General features: G+C 65.1%; 26 protein-coding genes. 17 read left to right on the top strand and 9 right to left on the bottom strand.

Annotation, left to right across the window (positions count from 1 at the left end):
* Positions 1–653 precede the first annotated feature (653 nt).
* Entirely contained in the window at positions 654–1,277 is a 624-nt protein-coding gene (locus tag ACCD06_RS23990) for a ParA family protein (RefSeq protein WP_413344039.1), read from the top strand.
* Positions 1,270–1,950 (top strand): hypothetical protein, encoded by a 681-nt coding sequence (locus ACCD06_RS23985; protein WP_413344037.1) that lies wholly within the window; start codon positions 1,270–1,272, stop codon positions 1,948–1,950. The genes ACCD06_RS23990 and ACCD06_RS23985 overlap by 8 nt, the downstream gene beginning before the upstream one ends.
* A gap of 501 nt (positions 1,951–2,451) precedes the next feature.
* Here the strand turns inward: ACCD06_RS23985 and ACCD06_RS23980 are convergent.
* The 7 genes from ACCD06_RS23980 to ACCD06_RS23950 are packed head-to-tail and all read right to left on the bottom strand — an operon-like array spanning position 2,452 to position 10,309.
* Positions 2,452–4,722, bottom strand: a complete 2,271-nt coding sequence (locus ACCD06_RS23980; RefSeq protein WP_413344035.1) for a zincin-like metallopeptidase domain-containing protein — start codon at positions 4,720–4,722, stop codon at positions 2,452–2,454.
* Positions 4,709–4,972: a hypothetical protein gene (locus ACCD06_RS23975; protein ID WP_413344033.1), complete on the bottom strand. Its 264-nt coding sequence runs from the start codon at positions 4,970–4,972 to the stop codon at positions 4,709–4,711. The genes ACCD06_RS23980 and ACCD06_RS23975 overlap by 14 nt, the downstream gene beginning before the upstream one ends.
* Positions 4,923–5,537 carry a lytic transglycosylase domain-containing protein gene (locus tag ACCD06_RS23970; protein WP_413344031.1) on the bottom strand — a complete coding sequence of 205 codons (615 nt, stop codon included), beginning with the start codon at positions 5,535–5,537 and terminating at the stop codon, positions 4,923–4,925. Before ACCD06_RS23970 ends, ACCD06_RS23975 begins: the two co-directional genes overlap by 50 nt.
* Positions 5,534–6,088, bottom strand: a complete 555-nt coding sequence (gene traF / locus ACCD06_RS23965; protein WP_413344029.1) for a conjugative transfer signal peptidase TraF — start codon at positions 6,086–6,088, stop codon at positions 5,534–5,536. The genes ACCD06_RS23970 and traF overlap by 4 nt, the downstream gene beginning before the upstream one ends.
* Entirely contained in the window at positions 6,085–7,965 is a 1,881-nt protein-coding gene (locus ACCD06_RS23960) for a type IV secretory system conjugative DNA transfer family protein (protein WP_413344027.1), read from the bottom strand. Before ACCD06_RS23960 ends, traF begins: the two co-directional genes overlap by 4 nt.
* Positions 7,962–9,962 carry a TraI/MobA(P) family conjugative relaxase gene (gene traI / locus ACCD06_RS23955; RefSeq protein WP_413344025.1) on the bottom strand — a complete coding sequence of 667 codons (2,001 nt, stop codon included), beginning with the start codon at positions 9,960–9,962 and terminating at the stop codon, positions 7,962–7,964. Before traI ends, ACCD06_RS23960 begins: the two co-directional genes overlap by 4 nt.
* The gene (locus ACCD06_RS23950) at positions 9,959–10,309 is read right to left on the bottom strand and encodes a plasmid mobilization protein (RefSeq protein WP_413344023.1); all 351 of its coding nucleotides are present in this window, start codon (positions 10,307–10,309) and stop codon (positions 9,959–9,961) included. Before ACCD06_RS23950 ends, traI begins: the two co-directional genes overlap by 4 nt.
* Before the next feature lie 348 nt (positions 10,310–10,657).
* Here ACCD06_RS23950 and ACCD06_RS23945 point away from each other — a divergent pair, with 348 nt between their 5' ends.
* Genes ACCD06_RS23945 through ACCD06_RS23935 form a run of 3 tightly spaced genes read left to right on the top strand, consistent with a single transcriptional unit; the run spans position 10,658 to position 12,265 of the window.
* Positions 10,658–11,032 (top strand): hypothetical protein, encoded by a 375-nt coding sequence (locus ACCD06_RS23945; protein ID WP_413344021.1) that lies wholly within the window; start codon positions 10,658–10,660, stop codon positions 11,030–11,032.
* A 10-nt stretch (positions 11,033–11,042) separates the two neighbouring features.
* Positions 11,043–11,828 (top strand): P-loop NTPase, encoded by a 786-nt coding sequence (locus ACCD06_RS23940; RefSeq protein ID WP_413344019.1) that lies wholly within the window; start codon positions 11,043–11,045, stop codon positions 11,826–11,828.
* A gap of 5 nt (positions 11,829–11,833) precedes the next feature.
* Positions 11,834–12,265 (top strand): hypothetical protein, encoded by a 432-nt coding sequence (locus ACCD06_RS23935; RefSeq protein ID WP_413344017.1) that lies wholly within the window; start codon positions 11,834–11,836, stop codon positions 12,263–12,265.
* Between the two features lie 66 nt (positions 12,266–12,331).
* Here the strand turns inward: ACCD06_RS23935 and ACCD06_RS23930 are convergent, their stop codons facing one another.
* Together ACCD06_RS23930 and ACCD06_RS23925 are read right to left on the bottom strand one after the other, a co-directional pair.
* Complete coding sequence (locus ACCD06_RS23930; RefSeq protein WP_413344015.1) at positions 12,332–12,610, bottom strand: helix-turn-helix transcriptional regulator; 279 nt, start codon at positions 12,608–12,610, stop codon at positions 12,332–12,334.
* Positions 12,611–12,623: 13 nt separating this feature from the next.
* A complete protein-coding gene (locus ACCD06_RS23925; RefSeq protein ID WP_413344013.1) occupies positions 12,624–12,908 on the bottom strand; it encodes a helix-turn-helix transcriptional regulator in 285 nt (94 codons plus the stop codon).
* Positions 12,909–13,387: 479 nt separating this feature from the next.
* Here ACCD06_RS23925 and trbB point away from each other — a divergent pair, with 479 nt between their 5' ends.
* From trbB to ACCD06_RS23865, 12 genes are all read left to right on the top strand, one after another.
* Complete coding sequence (gene trbB / locus ACCD06_RS23920; RefSeq protein WP_413344011.1) at positions 13,388–14,371, top strand: P-type conjugative transfer ATPase TrbB; 984 nt, start codon at positions 13,388–13,390, stop codon at positions 14,369–14,371.
* Between the two features lie 7 nt (positions 14,372–14,378).
* The gene (locus tag ACCD06_RS23915) at positions 14,379–14,744 is read left to right on the top strand and encodes a TrbC/VirB2 family protein (RefSeq protein ID WP_413344009.1); all 366 of its coding nucleotides are present in this window, start codon (positions 14,379–14,381) and stop codon (positions 14,742–14,744) included.
* The gene (locus ACCD06_RS23910) at positions 14,741–15,043 is read left to right on the top strand and encodes a conjugal transfer protein TrbD (protein ID WP_413344007.1); all 303 of its coding nucleotides are present in this window, start codon (positions 14,741–14,743) and stop codon (positions 15,041–15,043) included. Before ACCD06_RS23915 ends, ACCD06_RS23910 begins: the two co-directional genes overlap by 4 nt.
* A 9-nt stretch (positions 15,044–15,052) precedes the next feature.
* Positions 15,053–17,521, top strand: a complete 2,469-nt coding sequence (locus tag ACCD06_RS23905) for a transporter (protein ID WP_413344005.1) — start codon at positions 15,053–15,055, stop codon at positions 17,519–17,521.
* Positions 17,505–18,110 carry a hypothetical protein gene (locus tag ACCD06_RS23900; protein WP_413344003.1) on the top strand — a complete coding sequence of 202 codons (606 nt, stop codon included), beginning with the start codon at positions 17,505–17,507 and terminating at the stop codon, positions 18,108–18,110. Before ACCD06_RS23905 ends, ACCD06_RS23900 begins: the two co-directional genes overlap by 17 nt.
* 8 nt (positions 18,111–18,118) lie before the next feature.
* Positions 18,119–18,832 carry a type IV secretion system protein gene (locus ACCD06_RS23895; protein ID WP_413344001.1) on the top strand — a complete coding sequence of 238 codons (714 nt, stop codon included), beginning with the start codon at positions 18,119–18,121 and terminating at the stop codon, positions 18,830–18,832.
* Positions 18,833–19,050: 218 nt separating this feature from the next.
* On the top strand, positions 19,051–20,298 hold the full coding sequence (gene trbL, locus ACCD06_RS23890) for a P-type conjugative transfer protein TrbL (RefSeq protein ID WP_413343999.1): 1,248 nt from the start codon (positions 19,051–19,053) through the stop codon (positions 20,296–20,298).
* 56 nt (positions 20,299–20,354) lie between these two features.
* Positions 20,355–21,053 carry a conjugal transfer protein TrbF gene (trbF, locus tag ACCD06_RS23885; protein WP_413343997.1) on the top strand — a complete coding sequence of 233 codons (699 nt, stop codon included), beginning with the start codon at positions 20,355–20,357 and terminating at the stop codon, positions 21,051–21,053.
* 11 nt (positions 21,054–21,064) lie between these two features.
* Positions 21,065–22,024, top strand: coding sequence for a P-type conjugative transfer protein TrbG (gene trbG, locus ACCD06_RS23880; protein ID WP_413343995.1), 960 nt, complete (start codon positions 21,065–21,067; stop codon positions 22,022–22,024).
* 3 nt (positions 22,025–22,027) lie between these two features.
* A complete protein-coding gene (locus ACCD06_RS23875) occupies positions 22,028–22,477 on the top strand; it encodes a conjugal transfer protein TrbH (protein ID WP_413343993.1) in 450 nt (149 codons plus the stop codon).
* Positions 22,474–23,862 carry a TrbI/VirB10 family protein gene (locus tag ACCD06_RS23870; RefSeq protein WP_413343991.1) on the top strand — a complete coding sequence of 463 codons (1,389 nt, stop codon included), beginning with the start codon at positions 22,474–22,476 and terminating at the stop codon, positions 23,860–23,862. Before ACCD06_RS23875 ends, ACCD06_RS23870 begins: the two co-directional genes overlap by 4 nt.
* A gap of 455 nt (positions 23,863–24,317) precedes the next feature.
* On the top strand, positions 24,318–26,021 hold the full coding sequence (locus tag ACCD06_RS23865; RefSeq protein ID WP_413343989.1) for a methyl-accepting chemotaxis protein: 1,704 nt from the start codon (positions 24,318–24,320) through the stop codon (positions 26,019–26,021).
* Positions 26,022–26,045: the final 24 nt, after the last annotated feature.

The following is a 26,045-nucleotide window of genomic DNA, read 5'->3' as shown; positions in this document are numbered from 1 at the left end:
CCGACCCCATGCCAAACCCAATGAACCGGGTGCGCGGACGGGTCAAGGCCGCAGCCGCCCGAAGGGCGGGCGCGCGTCCGCGCGAGCCTTGACGCGGAGCACATCCGGTTCAAGCACGTTTCGTCATTAAGACGGTTGCTCAGTAGTTCGTACAGCCGTATGCACATGTCGTCGGCAATTGGAAGAGAACTGAGGAGCTACATGCCTCGTGAGGCCAGCCGGATTGTAGCGATCTGCGTGAGTCCCGATCTAAACTCAAACCTACCCGAGGTCATTCTCGTTGGTAAGTCGTCCGATGTCGAAGAACGAGCAGCGCAGTTCATCCAGCAAGCTGAAGCTCTTCCTGCCTTCGTTGAACTCGGGTCAAGCCAATGGATGTATCAAGCCAATGGATGTACGTAGGGGTGCGGACTTCGAAAACCACGACCACTGATCCGGCAGTGATCGCTTGCGAAGCGGCCCACGCTTCTCGAACAGACGTGGTGCGGGTTCTTTATATTAAGCAGGTTAGCCGATAAGGCGTGCCGTCAATCCGATCGCCCATCACACTCCGGTATCTTAGACTTGAGCGTTCCGCTGACTGCCATTGACAGCGCGTTCGGAAATCCTCCAGTTTTGTCGGCGAGAATTTCCTACACCGCGGGAGAAAGATCGTGGCGATCATCGCCGTTGCCACCACGAAGGGCGGCTCCGGGAAGAGCACGCTTGCCGCATGCCTCTCCGCGTATTGGGCTGAGAGCGGCGTTACTGTGCAGACCCTCGACACCGATCCCAACCGTAACCTGCTCGCCCGTCTCGATGGCTCAGGAATTCCATGCCTAGGCGTAGACGAGGAGGCAATCCTCATGGCTGTCGCCGCTGCAGCCAAGGAAGCAGAAATCGTGATCGTGGACGTTGCCGGCGCCCTCGCCCGCGGCATGCTCTACGCCGTCTCGGCCGCTGACATTGTCCTCATCCCCTGTCGCCCCGACCGTAACGACGTGGTAGAGGCTGTGCGGACCCAGGAAGTGATTCGGCAAGCCGAGGTTATGACCAGACGCTCGATTCCTCATTCCGCCCTGCTCACCCAGGTGAACTCGCGCGCCCAAGTGACAGGCCAGACCAGAACTCAGCTTGATGCTCTTGGTATCCCCTACTTCGGGGTCAACATGCCAGCTCGTACTGCTTACCAGCAAGCCTCATATACCGGCGCCCCACTCGCAGATACAGCCGTTCAGAAGGACATAGCAGCCATTGCTGCCGCTGTCACCGAACTGATGGAGCGTGGCAATGCCTAAGAAGGATCTTATGAAGGGCGTCGAGGTAGTACACAAGCTGCCGGGGAGGAAGCCGAAGCCGGCAATGCGCGCCATTGATCCAGATGAAATCCGCCGGCAGGTCGCCCCATTCGCCGACCGGCTGCCAAGTCAAACCGCCCCAACCGCTGTCACCTCCACTACGGACAAGCCTCTCAGAGGTGAGGTGCTACCGCCGGCACCGCAATCCCTTGACGAGTTCGATGCAGCGATCTCGGAGGAACTGGTCCGTGCACGCAAAAGCTACTTGCGAATCGGTGAGTTGCTCTCAGTCGCCGACGAGACCCTGCAGCCTGAGCAGCGGGCCGAGCTGGTCAAGCGGCTCGGCGCCCGGTTCGACCTAAAGAAATCAGCGTTGACGCAGATGATGAAGGCGTTTCGTGCCATTCGCTCGGGACGGATTCCCGAAGTCGTAGCGTCGGCGGGCTACACTGCCGTGTACACCCTTGCCAACCTGGACGACGAAAGCCGCGAGAAGGCGAAGAGCGCGGGCCTCTTCCGGTCCGGGGTGCGGCAGGCGGATGTCCGAGCCTTCGTACAGGAGCTCAAGGCGCCGAGAAACGACAAGGGAAAAAAGGAGGCCTTGGAAGCCGAGCTTGAGAGGCTGTTGGCTCGTGTCGAGAAAGTGCGGGCAGAGCTGGCGCAGTTTAGTTGACTAAACCGGCTAGCGTGGAAAACCTTTCCTTCCCCATCGTTCCTGAAGACCCGGTTTGCCGATGAACGCTGAGACCGAGCGATCATGCAGTGTGTCCTGCCCCTAGTACCGCATCGTTTCTCGGCCGACAACACCGCCCCGGGCCGCCTTGATCCATTCCACTATTCGCACGCCTATGGAAAGCGGAAGCACAGTCACACCATCCGCCGAATGACCCAGTGAAAATCGCGGCATTTGAGGTAGGCAGATCACGAAGGCATTGTCAGGACAATGACCTACAACCGCCCCTTCCACCTCACCACCATAGACTTAGAAACCCAATAATCCGAACTTTGGTAACACCGGTGCACTTCCCGTAAATCTTGAAAAACACCGAGGCTCGAAGCATGGAAACGCTTCGAGCCTCTGAAGGAATTGATTTCGTACGGAAACTGTGGCGACAGGACAAACGACCCCCGTTCTGGACTATAGGGCTCAGCAATCAGATGTAGCGCTTTATCATCACCTCCTGATGCCCCGTGCTTTACGATGTCGAATCTCTTGCTCAACCTGGGTCAATCGCTGGCCTTCGTCCTGGCGCAAACTCTTCTCCTGACTCTGCGCCTGAGGCTTGCGCGCCTGCGCCAGTTCGGCCGCCATACGCTGCCGCTCGCCCCGCGCCAGCCCGGCCGACACCTGCTCAACCAGCACCGCTCGGCCCTGCGAGCGTGCCAGATCGTTCCAGTCGGTGCCCTGGTCATCCGGCCGGAAGGTTGGCAGCAATAGCGTCCCACCGACCTTAGCCGCCGCGTCCTCGGCTTTCTCCCGCCCGACGTTCGGCTTGCCCTGGCGCTCCTTGACGTGATCGTTGTCACCGGCGATCATCAGCGGCTTCTCCGGATACCGCTGACGCAACGCCTCGGCCACCCGCCCAAGGTTGCCGGCGTTGAAGGCCACTGCTACGGCCAATCCGGTTTCCCGGTGCAGCGTCGCCGCGGTGGCATAGCCCTCCGCCACCAGCACCGACTTTGAGGCCGCGGCATCCCCGATCAGGAAATGCCCACCCTGCGTCTTGGCTTCCTTCTGGAAGCTCTTGCGCCCCTCGGCGGTGATCGCCTGCACCGACATCACCTTGCCGTCCATGTCCCGGATCGGCACCAGCAGGTTCCCCTCGCGGTCCTGGCGCAAACCATAGGACGGCACATCTTTGGACCGCAGATAGGGATGATCGTCAATCGCCGGCTCGGCTTGGGCAAGCCGTGCCTCGGCGGCGTCGGCTGCCCGCTCCTGCACCAGCTCGCGCTCTTGCGCGCGGGCCTGCCGGCGCTGGGCCGCCTCTGCCGTCAGACGAGCACGATCCACCGCGGTGGCGGCCTGCACCCGGCCCGGCGCCTTCCAATTCCGTTCCGCTCCCGTCTTATGGTTCTTGATGTAGCCGGCCGGATGCCCATCGGTATGGCCGACATAGGCGCCGCTGCGCTCGCCCGGCTTGTCGCCCTCCACCTTCACCCGCCGCATCTGGCCGTCCATCTCCGGCGGCCCATCCAGGCGCAGCCCGGCTTCGCGTAAGGCGGCGGCGAACTCGGCGCGGGGGTCGCGGCCGGCGTCCACATGCAGATCGGTATGCCCTGGCCGCCATTTCTCCAGCGGCGCCAGATCGACACCGGGCGGCGCATACCACGCCTTCTGCTGGCGGTCCCACTGTGCGCCCAGCCCCTTCGCCTCGTCCTTCTCCGCATAGGGCACCGCCAGATAAACCCGCTCGGCGGCCGTCTGCATCGCCACGACCTGCGTCTCTGTCATGAGCACCGGCATCTTGACCTGTACCCCCTCGTCCTGGCCCTGGGCCGGCACCGACGTCTGACCGCGGCCTTGCTCCTGGCCCTGGTCCTGGCTGAGCTGCTGCCCCAGCCCGTTGAGGTGCTTGACGATCTTCTCCGCGTCGGCCGCCGCGCGGAAAATCTCCCGTGGGTCCTCCTGCAGGACTTCGATCCACGCGCCGATGTAGGCGACGTGCTGGCCGGGGTCGTGGCCGATTTCGAGCTGCTGCCCCAGCACCATCGAGGCGATTTCTGCCCGCAGTTCCTCCCTGGCGTATCCCGCCGAGCCGAACGGGTGCGACAGGTCGCGGTCCAGGCGGGAGCTGTGCCCGGTCCAATGCCCCTTCTCGTGGAGCGCCGTCGCATAGAAGCCGTCGGCGCTCGGAAACTGCGAGCGCTCCGGCAGCACGATGTGGTCCCATACTGGGCTGTAAAAGGCGCGGTTGCCGCCTTGATGGAGGATCTTCGGATCGCCGGCCGACAGCAGGCGCTCCGCCTGCTCGTGCCGCTGCCACTCCGGCAGCGCCGGCTTCGCCTCAACCGCCGGCAACCCATCGATCTGCGCCGCGTTGAACACCACAGCGGCGAGGACGCGTGGCCGCTCGTAACGCGCCATCTGCTTGAGCGGCTGGCCGTCCTCGCCGGTCACCGGTTTGCCGTCCTGCCCCAGCACCGGCTCCAGGCCCTGCCATTTCCAATACTGGACGCGGGTGCCCGTCTCGCCCTTGCGCACCTGGGCGCCCGTGTCCTGCGCTTGGTTGTAGGTCATCCAGCGGAGATCGCCATAGCCCCTGGCCTGCCCCACCGCCATCAGCCACAGGGTGTTGGCGCCGCGATAGTCGTTGCCGGTGGTCGGGTTGTAGGGCAGGTGGCGCTCGCCCGGCTGCCACGGCTTGATCCAGGGGGCCGTCCCCTCCTTGAGCTGGTCGATGATGGTGTCTGCAACGGTCTGAACGAACTCACGCGACGCCATGGCCGAGGCCCTCCAGCTCTTCGCCTAAGTCGGCGTTCGACTCCCAAGCGGCGGCCTCGGTTAGCGCGGTTTCCTCGAACGCGCCCAGCGCCTCAGCCTCGTCAGGATCGACCTCGACCACCACCCCTGGCGTGCCGAAGTCCGACAGTCTGGTGGAGAGGATCGCGTCCTGCTGAATGCGGGTCGGCGCCTGTTCGGCGTCATTGGCGGCCTGGGGCAGTGCCCCCGTGGTCAAGCTGCTGTTGGACATTGGTCGTCCTCCGGTAAGCCGTGGTGTCAGCGTGATAGGGATCGGCCGGCGCCGCCTCGGGCGCCGGCGGGGGGAGGAGTTGGCGCGAAGGAGCCGCGTCACCCGAAGCAGCGCCGGCCGCAAAGGTCACACCCGCACCGTAGTAGCGGGCGACGTAGCCGTTGCGGAACCCGCGCTCGAAACTGCCGGTGTTGTAGGCGCTGAGCGCTGCCTTCAACGCCTCCTGGCCGGGACCGTGGCGCTCGACCGCCCGTCCATAGTTGACGGTCAGGATCGCCGCTCCGGCTTTCAGGTTGGTGCAAGGGTCGAACAGCTGCTCGACCGTGTAGCCGAACCTCGACAGGTTGGCCGAGTTCACCTGCATCAAGCCGAGATCCACCGTGTAGCCGGCGGCCATTGCCGAGCTGGCAAGCTTCACAGCATCGGCCACGTCGATGGCCGGCCGCGCCAGCGACGCGCCGTTGATGTTGATCGCCAGGGGATTCCCCCCGCTCTCCACCCGGATAATCTCCTCCACGGTCTGCGGCGCCACGTCCGGCGCACAGGTAAGGATGAGGTCGATCATGACGCCCCCTGCACCAGGATGGGCCGCGCGGTGCCCTGGATGCTTTCCAGCGGCAGCGCCCCGAAATAGCGGCTGTCGAAGGACGCGGGGTGATGGGAGGACACCACCCACACGGTGCCGGCCTCGACCCGGTAGCGGCCGGGCAGCAGCACCGGCATCGACCGGCCGGTGCCGTCTGCGGCGAGCGGCCGGCTGTTCACCAGCAGCAGGCCGTTCACCCGCACCCCCTCGGCCGTCAGCTCCACCTCGTCGCCGGCCTGGGCGACGATGGGCTTGAACAGCGGCTGATAGCCGCCAGGGCAAGCCCCCGCCGGCACATAGCCGCGCTCACGCGCCAGCCGGAATGGTTCGCTGTCGGGCGGGCACAACTCGACCACCACGCCGGGAGTCACGGCGCCGGCCGCATCCACCCGCCACAGCCCGACCGGCAGGGATGGCGTGGCATTGATCCGCCAGCCGGCCGTGCCGGCGGCGGTGGTCGCCACCGTGGTCAGGATGGCGGCGCACCATACTCCCACGGCAAAGCGCCGGCCACGATTGGGCCGGCTCACAGCACGAACGCCTTGCCCGGCTTTGGGCCGCGCAGATGGTCGGTCGGTGGAGCTGGGATCTTGGCCCGGTTGGCAAAGATCGGATCGCGGAAGTAGAGGCTCTGCGTGCCATAGACCGGGGCATGGCCGGCGGTAAACACCAGTACGTCGCCCGGCTCGCTGATCCGGCCGGCCTCGTCCTTCACCGGGGCTTTCAGCCGCATCACCTCGTCGGGCGTCAGCAGCGGCCGGCTCACCTCGTGATAGGAGCGTGTCACCTGCTGCAAGACGGCGCCGAAGCGCGACCCACTGGTGGAGATGTCTTCTTTCACAATCGTCGTGGTGCCGGTCATCTTCGACAGCCATTCGGCCGTCTCGACCTTGTTCGGCGCGTAGGCCACCCGGACGTGGCAACTGGACAGAATGCTCTCGTCCTTGCCGTAGAGGCTCCACAGCTGCGCCACGTCCTGAACAATCACATACGCCTTGATACCGTAGCCGGTGATGAAGGACAGCGCCTCTTGGAAGACCTCCAGCTTGCCGAAGCTGGCGAACTCGTCCAGCAGCAGCAGCAGGCGGTGCTTGTGAAGCGCTTGCTCCCGGCCGTCGACAAAGGTCATCTCCTCGCGCACCAGCACCCGGACGATCTGGTTGATGACCAGCCGCATCAGCGGTTTCAGCCGGTCCTTGTCGGCGGGGCGGACAACCAGGTAGAGCGACACCGGCCGCTCATGGTCCATCAGGTCGCCGACCATGAAATCGCTGCGCCCGGTGTTCTGCTCAACCAGCGGATCACGGTAGATGCTGAGGAAACGCCGGGCGGTGGAGAGGATCGAGGCGCGTTCCTCATCCTCGGTGTTCAGCATGTCGCGGGCCGCCGCCGCCACCAGCGGATGCGCCACCGCCTCGCCTGTCTCCGCCTTCCACAGATGCCGGTTCTCCAGCATCTCCTCGTACAGCTCGATCACCGGCCGCTCGGGATCGGACAGGGCCTGCGCCACCGCCGGCAGGGTGACGGCCCGCCCGTCCTTGGCTTCCTTGTAGCTGAGATGGAGGATGACCCCGGTCAGCAGCGCATGCGCCGATGCCGCCCAGTGGTCCAGCTGCCCGGTGCCCTGGGGATCGACCATGATGGTGACGACGTTCTGCACGTCGCCCACCTCGTAGAGCGTGCCGAAGCGGATTTCCGCCAGCGGGTTGAAGGCAACGCTGCCCTCGGCCGCCGCCGGATCGAACTTCATCACCACATGGCCCTGCGCCTTGCGCCAGCCCGCCGACATCGCCCACAGCTCGCCCTTCATGTCGTGGGCGACGACGCTGTGGGGCCAGGACAGCAGGGTGGGGACCACCAGCCCGACGCCCTTGCCGGATCGCGGCGGTGCGATGGCGGCGATGTGCTCCGGCCCGTTGTGCCGCAGGTAATGCAGCCGGCCGGTCGCCGGATCAGTCCAGCCGCCGACATAGACGCCGGCACCCGGCTTGTCCGCCGCCGGCAGCAGCCCGCTGCGCTCCACCTCGCTCCGGCTTGCCCAATGGGCGGTGCCATGCACGCCCTCATGCCGGGTGGCGCTGCGCGTCGCGAAACCAACGGCCAGCACAGTGGTCAGGATGCTGGCGCCCAAGCCGCCGAGAAAGCCGAGATTGACTGTGTCGAACACCTCCTTGGCGTTCCAGTACCAGTCCGTTTGCCACTTGAACCACGCCCACGGTGGATAGACCACCCCAATCAGCGGCTCCCCGAGCGCCGGGTGATAGCCGAGACTCTGCGCCACATACTGGGTGCAGACGCTCGACAGCCCGACCGCCGTCCCGGCCAGCAGCAGCGGCCCGAACAGCCGCGCCCGAGATCGTTTGCGCTTGGGCTGGAGGGTCGGACTTAAGGGACCGGCCGTCGTCATCGCTTACGCCCTCTCGATGGGGACAGGAGGCGGCCCCGGCTGTCCAGCTCGACCGTCTGCCCGACCCGCCATGTGCTCGCCTTGGCGGCTTGGGCGGGGGTGACCGGCTTGACCAGCGTCTCGCCGCCTCGATGCAGCAGCACCACCTCGGCACCGTCTTGCAACCTACGGCGGCCTTGGTAGACCACCGGGCCGGCGTCGCTCGCCGTCCAGAGGCGTATATAGTCTATCGACGTTATCGTTTCCCTCCTATTGTTCCGGCGGGAGATGAAGTCGGTGACAGATGTAGATCCTTCGGCCTGGGTCATAGGCTGGACCATTCGAGCGCGCTCCCGCTCGAGCTCGGGGTCGGCAAAACGCACCTCGAGCCCCTTTATCGCCGCGAGCTGCGCCACCTGCGTTTTGAAGGCATCAGAGCCCTCCACCACCAGGGCTTGACCACGGAAGCGGTCGTCGGCCAGCGACAGAGCGAGGAAGGTCGCCCCGGCGGTGACCTCGGTCACCCGCACCTGGGTTGCCTCGTCGCTGACCACCCCGCCATCCTCCACCCGGTAGACCAGCGCGCCGTTCTTGCCGGCCTTCGGGCGCAGCCGCTCATAGACGATGTGCCGGGCCACATCGGCGTCGGCAGCGGTCAGCAGGGTCTCCGCCATGCGGCGCTGCCGGCGGGATCGGCTGCGCAGAACCGCCACCGCGCCCTCATTGCCCCGGCTGGCTTCTACCGTCAGGAACTCCTGCCACGTCGGCAAACCCGTCCCTGCCGCCCCCTGGCGCTGCCGGCTTCGCTCCTGCCGCCACGCCGCCGCATCGGCCCGGCGCTGATGCGCCAGCATCGTGTAAGCATGTCGGCGCTCGGCCGCCGTCAGCACCGGACTGCCCTTGATCTCCGCCCGCCGCGCCGCATACCACGCCGCCAGCTCTTTGGCGTGTTCCGCCTGGGCTTGCCGTTGAGCAGCCCGCTGGGCGGTCCGTGCCTTTACCAGCGCCTCCCGCTGCGCCTGATACTCTTGGTACAGCCCTTCGCTGTTGCTATGGCGGTGCAGCGGCATTCTCTGGTAGTCGCGCCCTGGGTGCGCGGGATCGCCAGCTGGTGCTGATGTGACAAAACGGGCAGCGTCCGCAGCCCCTTGCGAACTGTCACCGTTCGTCCGGCGCTGGGCCGCCATTGGGGGCGGCCCGTAAGCTCCCAGCCGCCTGGTCAACGATTTGACCGACAGGCTGCGGTCGACACTGCTTGCCTTCACGCCGAGCCCTGTTGCCTCCTGCACGATGGCCAGACCGGCACCCTTGGGCCGGATCGCCAGCCCATAGCGCTCCAGCACCGCGTGCAGCTCGCCCCAGCTTGCCGCCTTGGCTGCCCCCTCCATGAGCTCGGCGCCGGCGGTCTCCTTCACCCACCGCAGGAACGACACCTCACCGGAATGCGCCTCCATGTCGCCCGGCCGGCCGGGCAGCGTCGGGCCATCCATTGGGTGGAGCTGAAGGCCATGCTTTTGCTCCAGCGCCCGGCACAGCCGGAACAAAGTCGGGTGGTCGTAGAACGGCTCGACGCACCGCAGAGTGCGGGGATGCACCCGGTTGATCGCGATGTGAATGTGGAAGTGCTGGGTGTTGGTGTGGGCGGCACTGATCCGCTGATGCTCGGCATAACCGATGCCGGCGCACAACGTGTCCTCGATGTCCTCGAGCTGAGCCCTGGTCGGCACCTCCCCCTCGGGGAAGCTGACGATCAGGTGATAGGTCTTGTCGCCCTTCGCCCGCTTGTTGCGCTCCTGTGTCACCAGGATCTCGCGGATCGCCCACCCCGGTTCGTCACTGGTGCAGTTGGTGATGCGCGACCACGCCAGCTTTTCCCCGCCGCCCTTGGCGTCCAGAATGTAGTCCGCCGTCCGCGTCCATAACTGCGCCGCCTCCTCGGTCTTGGCCGCCAGAATATAACGACCCAGTCTTGCGAAATCGGACGTCGCCTTGGTGCGCTTGACCCGCTTGGCGATCATAATCGCGTCACCGCATGGCGAAGCTCGTCCTGGGTATCCTTGATGTGTCCCAGCAGCTCGCGCACGTCGGTAACCGCTGCGCCCCGCCCCGGCGTGTCGATCAGCCACAACTTTAGGAGGCCGCCCAACCGCCCCAGGTCGGCGTTCACTATTATCAGCCGCTCAACCGCATCGAGGTCCACCACACTGCGCGGCTGGTGCCCCAGTCCGACGTTCCGCAGATAGGCCGACACCGACAGTCCGGCCGCTTCAGCCTGCGCCTCGATCCGCGCCCGCTCGGCCGCATTCACCCACACCTTCAAGGGCCGTTGCCGGTCGCGGGTCTTGCCCGCAGTCAGTGCTGTCATCGGGATTTCCCTCCTGGCGTTCAAAGCGGCGGCAGCCGCCGTATGCCTCGCAGAGCAAGATCAGCGTCGAGCCCAAAGGGCGAGTAAGCACGGGTGTTGTAGGACTGCACGGCTCTGCCGTGTAGGCCTACAACACATATCTTGTCAGCCAAAACTCTGCGAAACTCTGCAATAGTCTGCAACACTTTGCGAAGGTCTATCCCACCTGGGTCACAATCGTAAAGATCTGCAGAGCCTCTAAAACCTTCGCAATGGTTCGCAGAGTTTCGCAGTCTATACCGTCGGAGAGTTTGCGAAACTCTGCAAACCTTTGCGAGACTTGGGTCTCGGTAGCCGCTGAGAGAGCCGATGATGGACAAGCCGGACAATGCCGGCCCTGCGCGCCACTGGGGCGCCGGCCGGATCGCCTTCCTGACCATCCTTGAAACCGTTCGCAAGGACGTGACCCAGGGTTACCCGCTGACGGTGATCCACCAGCGTTACGCCGCCAGTCTGGGCGTCAGCTACTCAAGCTTCGCCCGCTATGTGCAACGCTACATCACTGAGGTGGACACTGCTGAAAGCCGGCGGCGAAAGAGCGACAGGGACGTGACCGCTCCTCCCAGTAAGGCCGACCTACCCGCGTCCCCTACGCCGCGGCCGCCCTCCGATCCGAACGCCGGTCCCATGATCCGTCACTTTAAATACAATCCTCGCGCGAAAAACCCCGAGGACCTGATTTAAGGAGTCACCGATGGCTACCAAGGCCCGACAGGCTGCCGATGAGGCCCTGACTGCTGCCCCCGCCTTATCTCAGCCGGCGCCGCAAATTCACATGACGCTCCAGGGGAAAGGGGGTGTCGGAAAGTCCATGGTCTCGTCCCTTCTGGCCCAGTACCTTACCGCCAACGGACGGTCGGTCACCTGCATCGATACCGATCCCGTCAACGACACCCTCTCGGGCTATACCGCGCTCAACGCCCGCCGCCTCGACCTCTTGCAGGGCAACCAGATCAACACCCGCCGCTTCGACGAGATGATGGAGTTGCTGGTCTCGGAGGATGCCAGTGTCGTGGTCGACAACGGCGCCGCCTCCTTCCTCCCCCTCACCAGCTACATGCTGGAAAACGGCGTTGCCAATCTTCTTGCCGCCTCGGGCCGGCAACTCGTCGTCCATACCGTCGTCACCGGCGGGCAGGCCATCATGGACACCCTCACCGGCTTCGATCAGCTCGCCTGCCAGCTCCCCGAATCCGTGCAGATGGTTGTGTGGCTCAATGAATACTTCGGTGACATCCAGGCCGGAGGAAAGAGCTTCGAAGAGATGAAGACCTACCAGATCAACAAGCATCGGGTGATAGGACTGGTACGGATCAAACGCTACACCGGAGAGACCTTCGGCAAGGACATGGAAATGATGCTGGATCGCAAGCTTACCTTTGATGAAGCGGTCAGAAGCCCGGACTTCGGTCTTATGGCAAAGCAACGTTTGACGATGATGAAGCGTGATATCTTCCAACAGATCGCTCTTGTCGTCTGACCGCCATGGACGTCCAACGCCTGATCGGGGAGGTTGCCAAGCGGCACAACGTGCTGCTCGGCCCCTCTGACCCGATCCTCGTCACCCTCACCCTCAACGAGTTGGTGCTCGCCCAGTATGTCGAGCGACTGAACGCCACGCTGGAACAGGCAGAGGACCGGACGGCTGCGGGATCGGCCCAGCAGATCGCCGCTGCCCGCGAGTTGGCAAGCAAGCTGGTCACCGAGACCGGCGGCTACGTGGCCGGACAAGTCGAGGAAGCCGGCAGGGCCGTGCAGGCGCAGCTTCTCGCTTCGCTCGACCTGCAGGTGCAGGCAGCACGGGAAGCCGCTCAGCAGGCCGCTTTGGCCCGCCGAACGGCCCTTTACGCCGCCTTAGTGGCTGTGGGGGCCGTCTGTTGCCTCGTCGGCTTGCTGGTGGGAGCGATCACCTTGTAGCGCCGCCTGCCTCCAAGTCACTCACCCGACGCTCACATGTCTGTTTGATGCCAGGGGGATGGTGAACTAGGGCTCGAGCAGCTCATACAATGGCTTTCCCACCACACGCGCAAGCAATGCCATGTAGCTGAGGCTGGGGGAGTGGCGGGCATTCTCAATAACACTGATATAGGCTTGGCCTATCCCAGTTAGTGCCGTGATGTCATTCTGAGAGAGCCCTGCTTCCAAACGAGCCCTTTTGAAGTTTCGTGCAAATGTGAGCAGCTCAGGCGGCGCATTTTCTTTCGTAACGCGTCGCTTGTGTGTCTTGGCCGGACCACTTACGTCTTGGTCGTCACTGGTCAACGCTTGACCCCCTTCATTTGCCGGGGGACGGCTTTAAGAGCTCATGCAAAGGTTTTCCCACCACACGAGCCAACAAAGCCATGTGGGTCAGGCTTGGATCAACCACAGCCCGCTCCACCTCGGACACATAGGCCTGCGACACGCCAATTCTCTTGGTGATATCAGTTTGAGTCAGTCCGGCGGCAAGGCGGGCTTGTTTGAAGTTATGCGCAAATATCAACAACTCAACAGGCTTGTCTTTATGGGACGTCCGACGCTTGCGAGAGGCTGGTTCTGGTTTTTCGTCAGGATCAACCATGTCAGTCACTCGCCCTTATCGATCTGCATGGCTCAATCCAGAATTTCTAATGTAGATAATGTGCCAAGTCCTAACGGAATAGACCCGATGCTTAATCCAACCGATTCACGGAGTGGGTATTTTCATGTAACGGCGAAAGCCTTACCCCTTCGACCGCAAGACAGAAGCCGGACATTTCCCTCACCCATTCAAAACAACTTCCAGGCTCAAGCCTGGGTTCACCTTACTGTTTGATTTCTAAAATACAAGGACGCTGCGCGTCCGATCTCCTACACAATCGGCATACCCAAATATGCATTTATTCTTGAACAATCGGTCACCGGGACTCTCTTACAGTTGCCCTACCCGTTTGTATGCACAACCTGGCCACGACCAAGGTGAGGTCTCCCTATACCCTTTCAGTCATTCTGAAGGTCATTCGATTACGGATATAGTGAGTTCCGCCGCAGATACGCAACGAACGACTCCGGGAGATGCCGATGGCTGTGGTTGCTGCCGCCTCGTTCCAACAGGAACACGACCGGCGCGTGCAGGAGAAGCTGCGCCGTGAGCTTGGCCAGTTGGTGTGTGGTTTTCTGGCCGAAGCGGATGTCGTGGAAATCGCGTTGAACCCGGACGGCCGGCTGTGGGTCGAGCGCCTGGGGCAGGAGATGATGCCGGTCGGCACCATGTCGGCCAGTCAGGCGGAATCCCTGATGACCACGGTGGCGGCGGCTCTGCGCACCACCATCACCCGCGACACCCCGATCCTCGAATGCGAGCTGCCCTTTGACGGCTCCCGCTTCGAGGCCCTCATTCCACCGGTCGCTGCCGCTCCCACCTTCGCCATCCGCCGCAAGGCGTCGCGCGTCTTCACGCTAGAGGAGTATGTCGAGCGCGGCATCATGACCGACCGCCAGCGGGCGGTACTGGTCGAGGCTGTGGCCGCCCGGCGCAATATCTTGGTGGTCGGCGGCACCGGCACCGGCAAGACGACGCTGACCAACGCCCTCATCAAGGAGATCGAGCGCGCCACCCCGCATCACCGGCTGATCATCATCGAGGATACGGTGGAGCTTCAATGCAGTGCGCCCAATGCGGTGCCGCTGCGCGCCACCGAGCATGTCAGCATGCTGCGACTGCTCAAAGCCACCATGCGCCTGCGCCCCGACCGCATTCTGGTGGGCGAGACGCGCGGTCCGGAGGCATTGGCGCTGCTGAAAGCCTGGAACACCGGCCACCCCGGCGGAGTCGCCACCGTCCACTCCAACACCAGCGACAGCGCCGGCACCGCCGGCTTGGTCCGCCTGGAAAGCCTCATTGCTGAAGCAACCCCGACGCCGATGCACACGCTGATCGCCGAGGCGGTCAACCTGGTGGTCAACATCGAAAAGACCTCATCCGGCCCGGGTCGGCGCATCGCCGCCGTTCTCGCCGTCGAGGGGTTCGACGGCAGCAATTACGTCCTGTCACAACTCGGATAAAGCCCCCATGCGCAATCCCCTCTTACGCGGCGTCTCAGCCGCCACCCTGACGGCTGCCCTCACGGTGCTGACCGCCGCTGCCAATCCGGCGCTCGCTGCCGGCGGCGGCGGTGGCGGGCTTCCCTGGGAAGCCCCGCTCCAGACCTTCGTCAACTCGCTGACCGGCCCAGTTGCCTTCGCTATCTCGCTGCTCGGCATCGTCGTCTGTGGCGCCATGCTGATCTGGGGTGGTGAAATCAACGAGTTCGCCCGCCGCTTCGTCATGCTGGTGCTGGTGGTCGCGCTCTTGGTGTTCGCCACCAACATCCTGACCCAGCTTTTCGGCGTCGGCGCGGTAATCGCTACGGCCGGCGCCGGGGTGGTGCTGGCGTGACCGGGGCCGCCACCGGTGGACTGCGCCGGACGGAGTTCCGCCGGGCGTTGCACCGCGCCAACCTGCTGATGGGCGGCGAGCGCGAGTTGGTGATGTTCACCGCGCTGGTGGCCGGCGGCCTGATCCTGACGGCGCAGAACTGGATCGCCACGGTGGTCGGTCTCAGCGTCTGGTTCGGCCTGATCGGCTTCCTGCGGACCATGGCGAAGGCCGATCCCCGCCTCAGCCACGTCTACACCCGCCACCTCCAATACCAAGCCTACTACCCGGCCCGGTCGCGGCCCGCCCGCGACCGATAAGGAGGGGCCATGCTGGCTCTCAAGACCTATCGCGACAAGGCCAGGGGCGTGCCCGATCTGCTCGACTGGGCCGCCCTGGTCGATGACGGGATCGTTCTCGGCAAGAGCGGCGCCCTGCTCGCCGGCTTCTACTACCGGGGGCCGGACACCGCCTCCTCGACCGCCGACGAGCGCAACTATGTGACGGAGCGGGTCAACGCCGCCCTTGCCCGGCTGGGAAGCGGCTGGGCCAGCTGGTTCGAGGCCGCCCGCCTGCCCTCGGCCGGCTATCCATCGGCCGAGGCCTCGGCGCTCCCCGATCCGGTCAGCCGCCTGATCGAGGCGGAGCGCCGCCGCCAGTTCACCACCCACGGCGCGCACTACGAGTCCGCCTATGCGCTGGTGGTGCAATACACCCCGCCGCTGCGGCGCAACACCAAGATCCAGGATTACCTGTGGGATGAGGATCCGACCGCGGCGCCGCAGTCGCCGGCCGACCAGACGCTCGCCGCTTTCAGGAAGGCGCTCGACGATCTGGAAGACGCGCTTGGCACCGTGCTGACGGTGCGCCGCATGACCAGCTACACCCATGTCTGCGCCCAGGATCGCGAGCATCTGCGCGACGAGCTGGTCGACTATCTGCATTTCTGCCTGACCGGCGACGACAGCCCGCTCAACATTCCGCCGGACGGGATGTATCTCGACGCGGTGATTGGCGGGCGCGAGCTGTGGACCGGCGACACCCCGCGCATCGGCGAGCGCTACATCGCCTGCGTCTCGCTGGAAGGCTTCCCCGGCGCCTCACACCCCAACATCCTCGACGTGCTGGAGCATCTGCCGGTGGCCTACCGGTGGTCCTCGCGCTTCATCCATCTCGACCAGCACGAGGCGGTGACCCACCTTCACCGCTACCGCCGCAAATGGAAGCAGAAGGTGCGCGGCTTCTGGTCCCAGGTCTTCCGCACCCAGGGCGGCGTCGTCAATGAGGACGCCCTGCTGATGGCCGGAGAGGCCGAAGCGGCGATCACCGACGCCAGTTCGGCTCTGGTGACCTTCGGCTACTACACCCCAGTCATCGTGCTGATGGGCGAGGACCGCGGCCAACTGCTCGACAGCGCCCGGCTGGTGTCGCGCGAGGTGCAGCGCCTCGGCTTCGCCTGCCGGCTGGAAACGATCAACGCTGTGGAAGCATGGCTGGGCACCCTCCCCGGCCATCCCAACCCCAACGTCCGCCGGCCGCTGATCCATACGCTGAACCTCGCCGATCTGCTGCCGCTCGCCAGCGTGTGGGCTGGGCTGGATGCCGCCCCCTGCCCGTTCTATCCGGAGGCGTCACCGCCGCTTTTGTACGGGTCCGCCCCCGGATCGACCCCATTTCGGCTCAATCTGCACGTTGGCGACGTTGGGCATACTCTGGTCTTCGGCCCGACCGGCGCCGGCAAATCCACCCTGCTGGGCACAGTGGCGGCCCAGTTCCGCCGCTACCCCGGCGCCACCGTGGTGGCCTTCGACAAGGGCCGCTCCATGCTCGCCCTGGCGCTCGCCTGCGGCGGTGCCCACCACGACATCGCCGGCGAGGCCAGCCGGCTGTCCTTCGCTCCGCTCGCCGCGCTCGATACCGCTGGGGATCTCGCCTGGGCGGAAGACTGGATCGAGTCCTGTTACCAGCTCCAGACCGGCATGCCGCCGACCCCGGCGCAGCGCGAGGAAATCCACCGCGCCATGCGGCTGCTGAGCCAGGAAAAGGGGCCGGAGGAACGCTCCCTCACCGACTTCCTGCTGACGGTACAGGACGAAAAGCTGCGCTCGGCGCTGACGCCCTACACCATCAGCGGCCCGCTCGGCCATCTGCTCGACAGCACCCGCGACGGGCTGGGAGAGGACGCCTTCACCGTCTTTGAGATCGAGGAGCTGATGGGGATGGGCGAGAAAAGCCTGATCCCGGTCCTGCTCTACCTGTTCCGCCGGTTTGAGAAGTCCCTGCACGGCCAGCCGGCGCTTCTGCTGCTGGACGAGGCCTGGGTCATGCTCGGGCACCCGGTGTTCCGCGAGAAGATCCGGGAATGGCTGAAGGTGCTGCGCAAGGCCAACTGCGCCGTCGTGCTCGCCACGCAAAGCCTGTCGGATGCGGTGCGCTCGGGCCTGCTCGACGTGCTGTTGGAGTCTTGTCCCACCAAGCTGCTGCTGCCCAACGAGGAAGCCGACAAGGGCGGCACGCCACAGGTGCCGGGGCCGCGCGACCTCTACACCGCCATCGGCCTGAACGAGGTGCAGATCGGCATTCTCAAGACCGCGGCCAAGAAGCGCGACTACTACTACCTGTCGCCGGAAGGCCGCCGGCTGTTCTCGCTCGCCCTCGGGCCGGTGGCGCTCGCCTTCGTCGGCGTCTCCGACAAGGAAAGCGTGGTGCAGGTGCGCGAGCTTGCCGCCAGCCATGGCGCCGACTGGCCCTTCCAGTGGCTCCAGAAGAAAGGGGTGCGCTATGACCACCTTCTGTAATGCCGTCACCTCGGCCGGCGCGCTGCTGGCCGGCCTCGCCCTGCTGCCGGAGCCGGCCAAAGCGGACGATTGGGGCTGTCAGGTCCTGCTCTGCATGAGCAACCCCGGTGGCCCGACGCAGTTTGCGGAATGCGTGCCGCCGATTAAACGGCTGTGGCGGCATCTGCGCCGTGGCGGCAGCTTTCCCACCTGCGACATGGCCGGCTCGCCGGAAAGCGGCGGCTCCTACGTACAGCAGGTGTTCGACCCGTACGACCTCTGCCCGGCCGGTCTCCAGCCGGCGCCGGCCGGCCAGTGGGTCGGCAGCCGCTCGCAGCTTGCACTCTTACCGCTTGGGGGCCTGCCGGCCGATGGGGATACCGCGCGGCCGGCCCAGTCGGAAGCCTCGATCACCAGCGACCACGGCGGGCGCCTGGGACCGCGGGCCTGTGTTGGCTCGCTGATGGGAACCACCGTCCAGGGCGGCTCGGACGATGAACGGATCACCGTCTCCATCTACGACGACGTGCAATGGCTGCAACCGAAGTCGCCGCAGGCCTTCGACGTCTACATCGACTCCGGGCTCTTCCACCGCGTTCGACTGCAGTAGGTGCCCCGATGCGCAAGCCGCTCTCCGCCTTCCTGCTGTCCGCCCTGCTGTTCCACACCCTGCCGGCGCAGGCCCAAGGCATCCCGGTGATCGACGTGTCGGCCATCGCGCAGATGATCACCCAGGTCGCCAACCAGATGGAGCAGATCAGCAATCAGGTTCAGATGATCGAGAACCAAGCCCGCTCGCTCCAGACCTTGGGCGGCGGCAGCTTCGGCGAGCTGCACGGCAATCTTAGCCAGCAGGTAGGCCAGCTCAACGCGGTGATGAACCGGGTTCAAGGGATCGGCTACCAGCTCGGCGGCATCGAACAGGAATTCAACCAGCTTTTCCCGCCGGGAACGGACTGGCAGTCGGTGCCGACCGAGGACGTGGCGCCCTACTACCAGCGCTGGTCCAGCCAATTGCAGGATGCCTCGCGCACGGCGATGGACAGTCAGGGGGTGGTGCGCAACGTCCAGCGCAACGTCTCGGTCGCGCAAGGCATTCTGGCTGACGCGCAAGCTTCGGACGGTGAAGTGCGCCAGCTCCAGGCGACCAACGAAATGCTGGCCCTGTTGGCGACCCAGCTTGGCGACATGACCATGACCATGGCGACCACCGGCCGGGTCACGGCGAGTGCGGCGACGGCGGCCCAAACACGATCTGATGCCGAAGCCGAGCTACAGCGCCGGTTCTTGAATCCTCCCCCTGTTCCCGTCACCAACGGTGAAGCTTTCTAAAGGAATAGCACAATGCTCCAAGTAAAGATGTCAATCGCTGCTCTAATTCTTATCGGCGCAATTTCCGGGTCTGCCATAGTCGCGCACGTTGCCACTAAGTATAGCCTTTCCGTTACCTGTGCGCCGCAGGCGAAAACCCAAGCTCAGCCACGAAACAGCCTGCCGATTGGGCCACCTGTCCCGGTTGGAAATGGCGAGAAGTTTTAGGAGGTCCCAAGATGAAGCAGGTTCTTCGCTTCTTGCCCTTCGCCATAGCTGTGGGCGTTGTGGTGATCTGCAATGACGCACTCGCTCAGGTGGCGCAAGATAACGCTTTGGATAACATAGTCCGGCTGTATCGTGACCATTCCGCGGCTTGGCAGGCAACCCTTCGGAATTATGCTATCTCCTTGTTTTGGATTTTAGTGGCTATAGAGTTCACCTGGGCGTCCGTCCGTTTGGCTTTAAAGGGCGCTGATTTCGGGGAGTGGGTGGCAGAGGTTACAAACCAAGTTCTTTTCATCGGCTTCTTCCTGACCCTGCTGCTCAACTCAGCCGACTATGCGCAATCGATTGTCAACAGCTTTCGGGAGGCCGCAAGTCAGGCAAGTGTCGCTACTGGAGGCTCTCCCAACATTTCACCATCCAACATCTTTGATGTCGGTCTGACGCTTGCCAACAACGTTGCTCAGCAGGCTTCCATATGGAAGCTGGCAGATAGTGCTGGATTGATCATCGCGGCACTCGTGGTTTTGATCTGCTTTGCCCTGATTGCGGCCTTCCTAATCCTCGCTCTGGTAGAGAGCTACATCGTCATCTCTGCCGGTGTTTTGCTGATGGGTTTCGGCGGCTCACGCTGGACCAAGGATTATGCCGTCAAGGTTCTGGTCTACGCCGTAGCGGTCGGCGCCAAGCTGTTTGTCCTGCAACTGCTCATTGGACTGGGGCAAGGCATGATTATCACTTGGTCAGGGCAGGTGATGAACAGCACAGCAGATGTGTTCGTCATCGTCGGCTCCGGTGTTGTCATGCTGGCGGTTACCAAGGTGGTGCCGGACATGGTCCAGAGCCTCGTGAACGGCACGGCCCCCAGCGGCGGTGGTGCCCTTGTCGGTGCTACCGCAGCAGTCGGCGGGGCTGCAGTTGGGGCCTTGGCCGGTGCAGCCGGCGCCGGCATGGCGGTCGGCGGCGCCTCCAAGCTTGCTAGCGCCCAGCTAGCCAGTTCGGGCCTGTCCTCGTCCCCTCCGCCAGCTTTTGCCGCCCGCATGGCCGCTCGTGCTGCCGGCAACCTTGGCCAGGCGGCGGTGCAGGACGTCGGCCGCCGCCTGTCCGGCCGCCATCACGGCACCATGGGCGGGCGCATGGGCGAGAGCATGATCCACAAGGCCCGCGAGCTCCGGGCCTCGACCGAAAAGCCACAGGCTCCGCAAGCCCCCCAGCCGGGGCAGCCGTCGGGCCAACCCAACAACGTGATCCGCCCCGAATAGGCGTTCGGGTTTGAACGCCAGGGGGAGGGATTCCTTTGCTCTATAGGCATTCGACTATGAAGACCCACGCCCTGCGCAAGCCGAAACCTCCAGAAAAGCCGCCGGCCGAAACCCCCTACCTCTCGGCCCGGCGCGAGTGGAACGAGCGGTACGGTTCCTACATCGCCCGCGCCAATGCCTGGCGTCTCACGGCACTGTCCAGCCTCGCCATCGCCGCCCTGGCGGTCGGGGGCGTGGTGTGGATCGGCAGCCAAAACCGCCTCGTTCCCTATGTCGTGGAAACCAACAAGCTGGGCGATGCGGTGGGGGTGCGGCGGGCCGATCAGATTTATGTGCCCAATGAGCGGGTCATCCGCGCCCAGCTCGCCCGCTGGGTCAGCAACATCCGCTCCGTCTATGTCGATGCGGCGGCGGAGCGGGCGCTGATCGACGAAGCCTTCGCCATGCTCAACAAGCGCGGCGCTGCCTATCCGCAAATCCTCGAACACTTCCGCGCCAACGATCCCTTCAAGCGCGCCGAAAGCGAAACCGTGACCGTCGAGGTGCAGTCGGTGCTGCCGATCAGCCAGGACACCTGGCGGGTCGAATGGCGGGAAAGCGTGATGAACCGGGACGGCTCGGTCAAGCAACTGCCGGTCTCCTGGCAGGCCACGGTGACGATCAGCATCGCGCCGCCAGCCACCGAACAGGCGATCCTCATGAACCCGATGGGGGTCTACGTGAACAGCTACTCCTGGTCCCAGCGGCTCATCTGACAGGTGCCCCCATGCTCAAGGTAACCCTTACCCTGGCCGCCCTGGCGGTGACCGGCGCGGGACCGACGCTTGCCCAGCAGGTTCCGGCCATCCAGACGGTGCAGACGGAAGCACCCGGCGCCGCTCTGCCGGCCGGCGATCCTCCGGCCGTCCTGACCCGCCGCACCGGCACCCCGCCGCCGGTCAACTTGATGTCGGGCAAGGAGGCCGAGCTGAACGCCAAGGAAAAGCGCGGCGTCGCGCTCTCCGGTGAATGGCGCGGCGGCAAGGACCGCCCGGCGCGCGGGCAGGCCGGCCGCGTCACCTTCACCTACGGCTCCACACTGCCCTCCGTCGTCTGCGCGCCTTTGCGGGTCTGCAATCTCGAACTCCAGCCGGGTGAGGTGGTGCAGCAGATCGACCTCGGCGACATCGCCCGCTGGAAGGCCACGCCCACCGCCTATGGCACCGGTGCCAATCAGACCAGCGTCATCGTCATCAAGGCGAGCGACAGCGGGCTGACCACCACCATGACCATCGCCACCGACCGGCGAATTTACGTGGTTCAGCTCGTCAGCCGCACCAAGGACTGGATGCCGCTGGTGGCCTTCGTCTATCCAGAAGATGTTCAGCAGGACTGGGACGCCTACCGGGCGGCGGTGAACCGGCGCCAGCAGGCCACCACCCTCTCCGATGGTCTGAACGCCGCCAATCTCGACTTCAACTTCGCCATCCGGGGCGACAGCCCGTCCTGGCGGCCGGTGCGGGTCTACACCGATGGGCGCAAGACCTACATCCAGTTTCCCAGCGAGATGCGCTACGACGAGTCCCCCGCCCTGGTGGCGATCGGCGCGGACGACAAGGAACAGCTGGTCAACTACCGGGCCAGTGGCGACCGCTATGTGGTCGACAAAGTGCTGCGCCATGCGGCGCTGATTTCCGGTGTCGGCGACGACCAGACCAAGGTCGAGATCCTCCGCAAAAGGAACTGAGCCATGCGGCACCCCCTGCATACCGCGGTGATCGGCGCGATGCTGCTGCTCAGCGGCTGTGCCGGCGTCGGCCCACGCTCCTCCTACGTCGAGGCGGTGACGCCGGCAGATGCCCCGGTGCTGGCGGCCGACATCGCCGGCTTCGTGGCGGAGCGCCTGCCGGCGGCCGCCACCACCCTGGTGCTCAATGCGCCGACCGGCGAGCTGGCCAGCGACAGCCTGACGCCGGTCCTGCGCGATGAGCTGCGGCGGATCGGCTTCGGGGTGGCGGACGCCGGCCAAAAAGCACCAGGCGCCCACCCCCTGCGCTATCTGGTGACGCCGCTCGATGCCGGGGTGCTTGTCCGTCTCCATGTCGACCGCACCACTGCCTCGCGCCTGTGGCTGCGCAACAGTGCCGGCACCCTCCAGGCCGGCTCCCCCTTCACCGTGCGGGAGGACGCCGCAGAATGACTGACCAGACGCAGCAGCCGGCCGATGGTCCCGACCGCTCGCCCGACTTCCTGGCCGGTCCCACGTTGCGACAGACCGGTGGCCGACGCCTGACCCGCGTGCCGATCTACATCCTGATCGGCATTTCAGCATTGGTTGCCATCGCCATCGCCTACACGATGAATGAGCGGGCCAAGCGCCGGGCGGCCGGTGCCAGCAGCACCGAAGTGGTGGCGGCGCCGGAGCCGGTGGACGCCAAGCCGCTGTTTGGTGCGGCGCAGAATGCCGGCATCATCGAGGCGCGGCGGGCAGCTCCGCCTCCTGCAACGCCGGCAATACCTCCTGCGATCACCCCCGCCACCCTGCCAGGGGCACCACCGGACCCGATGGGGCGAGGCCCCGCCGCCAATGGCGGCCGGACACTGGAGGATGACGCCCGGATGCGGGCATGGCAGCAGTATGACGCCGAGGTGCGGCGGATCGAAGAACAACGCCGGGCGGCACTGAAGGCGGCTCTGGAAGCGCCGACCACCGTCCCCGGCAACCGCACCCAGCCCGGGCAGATGCAGCAGCCGGCCGCAGCTGGTCCTGGCGCCGCCGGCACCAGCTCACAAGCACTCGCCCAGCTCGCCAATGGCTTCGGCAGCTCGGGGTCGAGCGGCGGCCTGGGCGCGGCCGGTGGGACTGGTGGCGGTGATGGCGGCTATGGCAGCGGCCAAAGGCGTGGGGAACAGGGCACCGGCCCGGATGCCAAACGCAACGTCCTCACTCAGCAGCCCGGGCGCGGCTCGCACTACCTCGCCGGCACCCGCGAGGCGGCACTGTCGCCCTATGAGGTGAAGGCCGGCGCCATCATCCCTGGTGTCATGGAAAGTGGCATCAACTCCGACCTGCCGGGCATCATCAAGGCGCGGGTGCGCGAGAACGTCTACGACACCGCCACCGGGCAATACCTGCTGATCCCCAAGGATTCCATGCTGATCGGCAGCTACGACAACGGGGTGGAGATGGGCCAGGAACGGGTGCTGATCGCCTGGAGCCGGATCATCTACCCTGACGCCTCGTCGCTGGATCTCGGCAGCATGCCCGGCGCCGATCAGGGCGGCTATGCCGGCGTCTCCGATCAGGTGAACAACCACTATGTCCGGACCTTCGGCAACGCCCTGCTGCTGTCGATCTTCTCGGCCGGCGTCCAGCTCTCACAGCCGCAGCAGCGCGGCGACACCCGCGGCGGCTATGACGCGCAACAGATCATCGCCGGCAGCCTCGGCCAGCAGATGGGCCAACTCGGCGCGGAGTACGCCCGCAAGGGCCTGAACGTCGCTCCGACCCTGGAAATCCGCCCTGGCTACCGCTTCAACATCATGGTGACCAAGGACATGATCATCCCGCCTTGGCAGGGATGAATTCACCAGAGCCGCTGTTGGAAGGCGTTCACAACCCGCTGGCTCGGGGGTGAAACCTGAGGGAACCCCAAAAAAAATTAATTCTCCAAGGAAAGACCCGAGTGCGGCAATACGTCATATTATGTATTAGGGTCTCACCCAATTTCCTATCTCATATAGGATATGCCTAACTTCTGGCTGAGGAGAGCCGGCCAGACCCTCCTCAATCAGTTGAGGAGAAGCTTCCTATGGCCCTGGTGAAGAAGACCACCCTATCCTATCCTGACGAGAGCGCAGACTATCGCACGCCCCCGCGGCCGAGCCGCGAGCGCAGCGGGCAATCGGAAGATCAGCGCCGCCGGGCCCGCACCCACGCCAAGTCCTAGAAGGCCGCGGAGCGCATCGCATCTGCCACCTCCCAGCTCGCCAGCGGCATCACCGAAGCGGCATCGGCCGCCGACCAGCTGCGCAAGGCGATGGAGCAGATCGCGTCGGGTGCCCAGGAGGCCGCCGGAGCTGCCGAGGAATCCCAGCGCGCGGTGACCGGTATCGGTCGCCAGATCCTGTCAGCCCGCGAAAACGCCGATGCCGCCAGCCGCAAGACCGAGACCCTTCAGGGGCTGATCGCTAGCGTCTCCACCCAGATCGCCAATTCGGTGACCGCCATCGGCACGGCGGCCGAGCGGCAGACCGCGTCTGTCACCATGGTGGCGGAGCTGGAGCGCCAAGCTGCCAACATCGGCGACATCGTCAAGGCCGTCGCCCGCATCGCCGACCAGACCAACCTGCTCGCTCTGAACGCGGCCATCGAGGCCGCCCGCGCCGGCCAGCACGGCAAGGGCTTCGCCGTCGTCGCGGACGAAGTGCGCACGCTGGCGGAGACCTCCGAAAAGAGCGCGCGGGACATCCAGGACCTGATTGGCCAGATCCAGGGCGAAGTGAAGGTCATCGCCGACGGCATCAACGCTTCCTCCCAGGCGGCCAAGGCCGAGGTGGACAGCGGCAGGACGATCTCCGCCCAGCTCGAGCAGGTGCGAATCGACATGGTCGAGGTCAAGCGCGGCGCCGACGAGATCACGGTGGCCGCCACCGAGGCCGACCGCGCCGCCGCGGAAGCGCAGAAGGGATCAGAGTCCATCGCCGCCGCCGCCGAGGAACAGTCGTCGGCCTGCCAGGAGGCACTGAAGACAGTCGAGCAGCAGGCGGTCGCGCTGAACCAGTCGGAACAGGCTGCCACCGAGCTGTCGGAACTGTCGGAGGACCTGAAGAACTCCACCGACATCGGCAAGTCGAGCGAGGAGGTCGCCTCCGCCGCGGAAGAGCTGTCGTCCGCGGTCGAGGAGATCAACCGCGCCGCCACCCAGGTCATGACCGCGCTGGACCAGATCGGCCGGGGTTCCCAGACAGCGTCCGCCGCCACCCAGCAGTCGGCGTCGGCCATCGTCCAGATCGAGAAGAGCGCGACACTGGCGCAGGAGCGCGCCGGTTTCGCCCGCGAGAAGGGCACCGCCCTCCAGGTCACGCTGCAGCAGAATCGCGGGGCGGTGGAGACGCTCATCGCCGGCGTCGCCAAGGCGGTGGAGGAGAATGCCCGGAGCCGCGACCAGATCGGCGGCCTGGAAGAGGTTGCCCGCCGCATCGACAAGATCGTCGATGCCATCAGCACCGTGTCAGTCCAGACCAACATGCTGGCGGTCAATGGTTCGATCGAGGCCGCCCGCGCCGGCGAGTTCGGCAAGGGCTTCGCCGTTGTCTCCACCGACATCCGCAACTTGGCGCGGGATTCGTCCGAGAATGCCGAGCGGATCAAGGATCTGGTGAAGGCCATCCAGGACCAGATCGCCAAGGTCCGCCGCGACCTGGAGGAGATCGCGACCTCCGCCGCCGCCGAGGTGGAAAAGAACAAGGCCACCACCGCCAACCTGGAGATCGTGTCGCGTGACATGTCCACCGTGGTGGAGGGTGCAGAGAACATCCTGAAGGGGGCCGACGCCATCGTCACCACGGTGGGCGAGGCCAAACGGGGGGTGGAACAGATCTCCGCCGCCGCCCAGCAGTCCGGTGCAGCCGCCAGCGAAGCGGCGCAGGCAGCCAAGGAACAGTCGCGGGGGGCCGAGGAACTGGCCGCCGCCGTCGAGGAAATCGCCTCGCTAGCCGACGAACTGCAGAACGCCGGCTGACCGGGGCACCCGACAGGAGAACCC

This window comes from Azospirillum sp. CT11-132, assembly GCF_047302835.1.
Taxonomy (GTDB): Bacteria; Pseudomonadota; Alphaproteobacteria; order Azospirillales; family Azospirillaceae; genus Azospirillum.
This window is presented reverse-complemented; position numbering and strand designations above follow the sequence as displayed.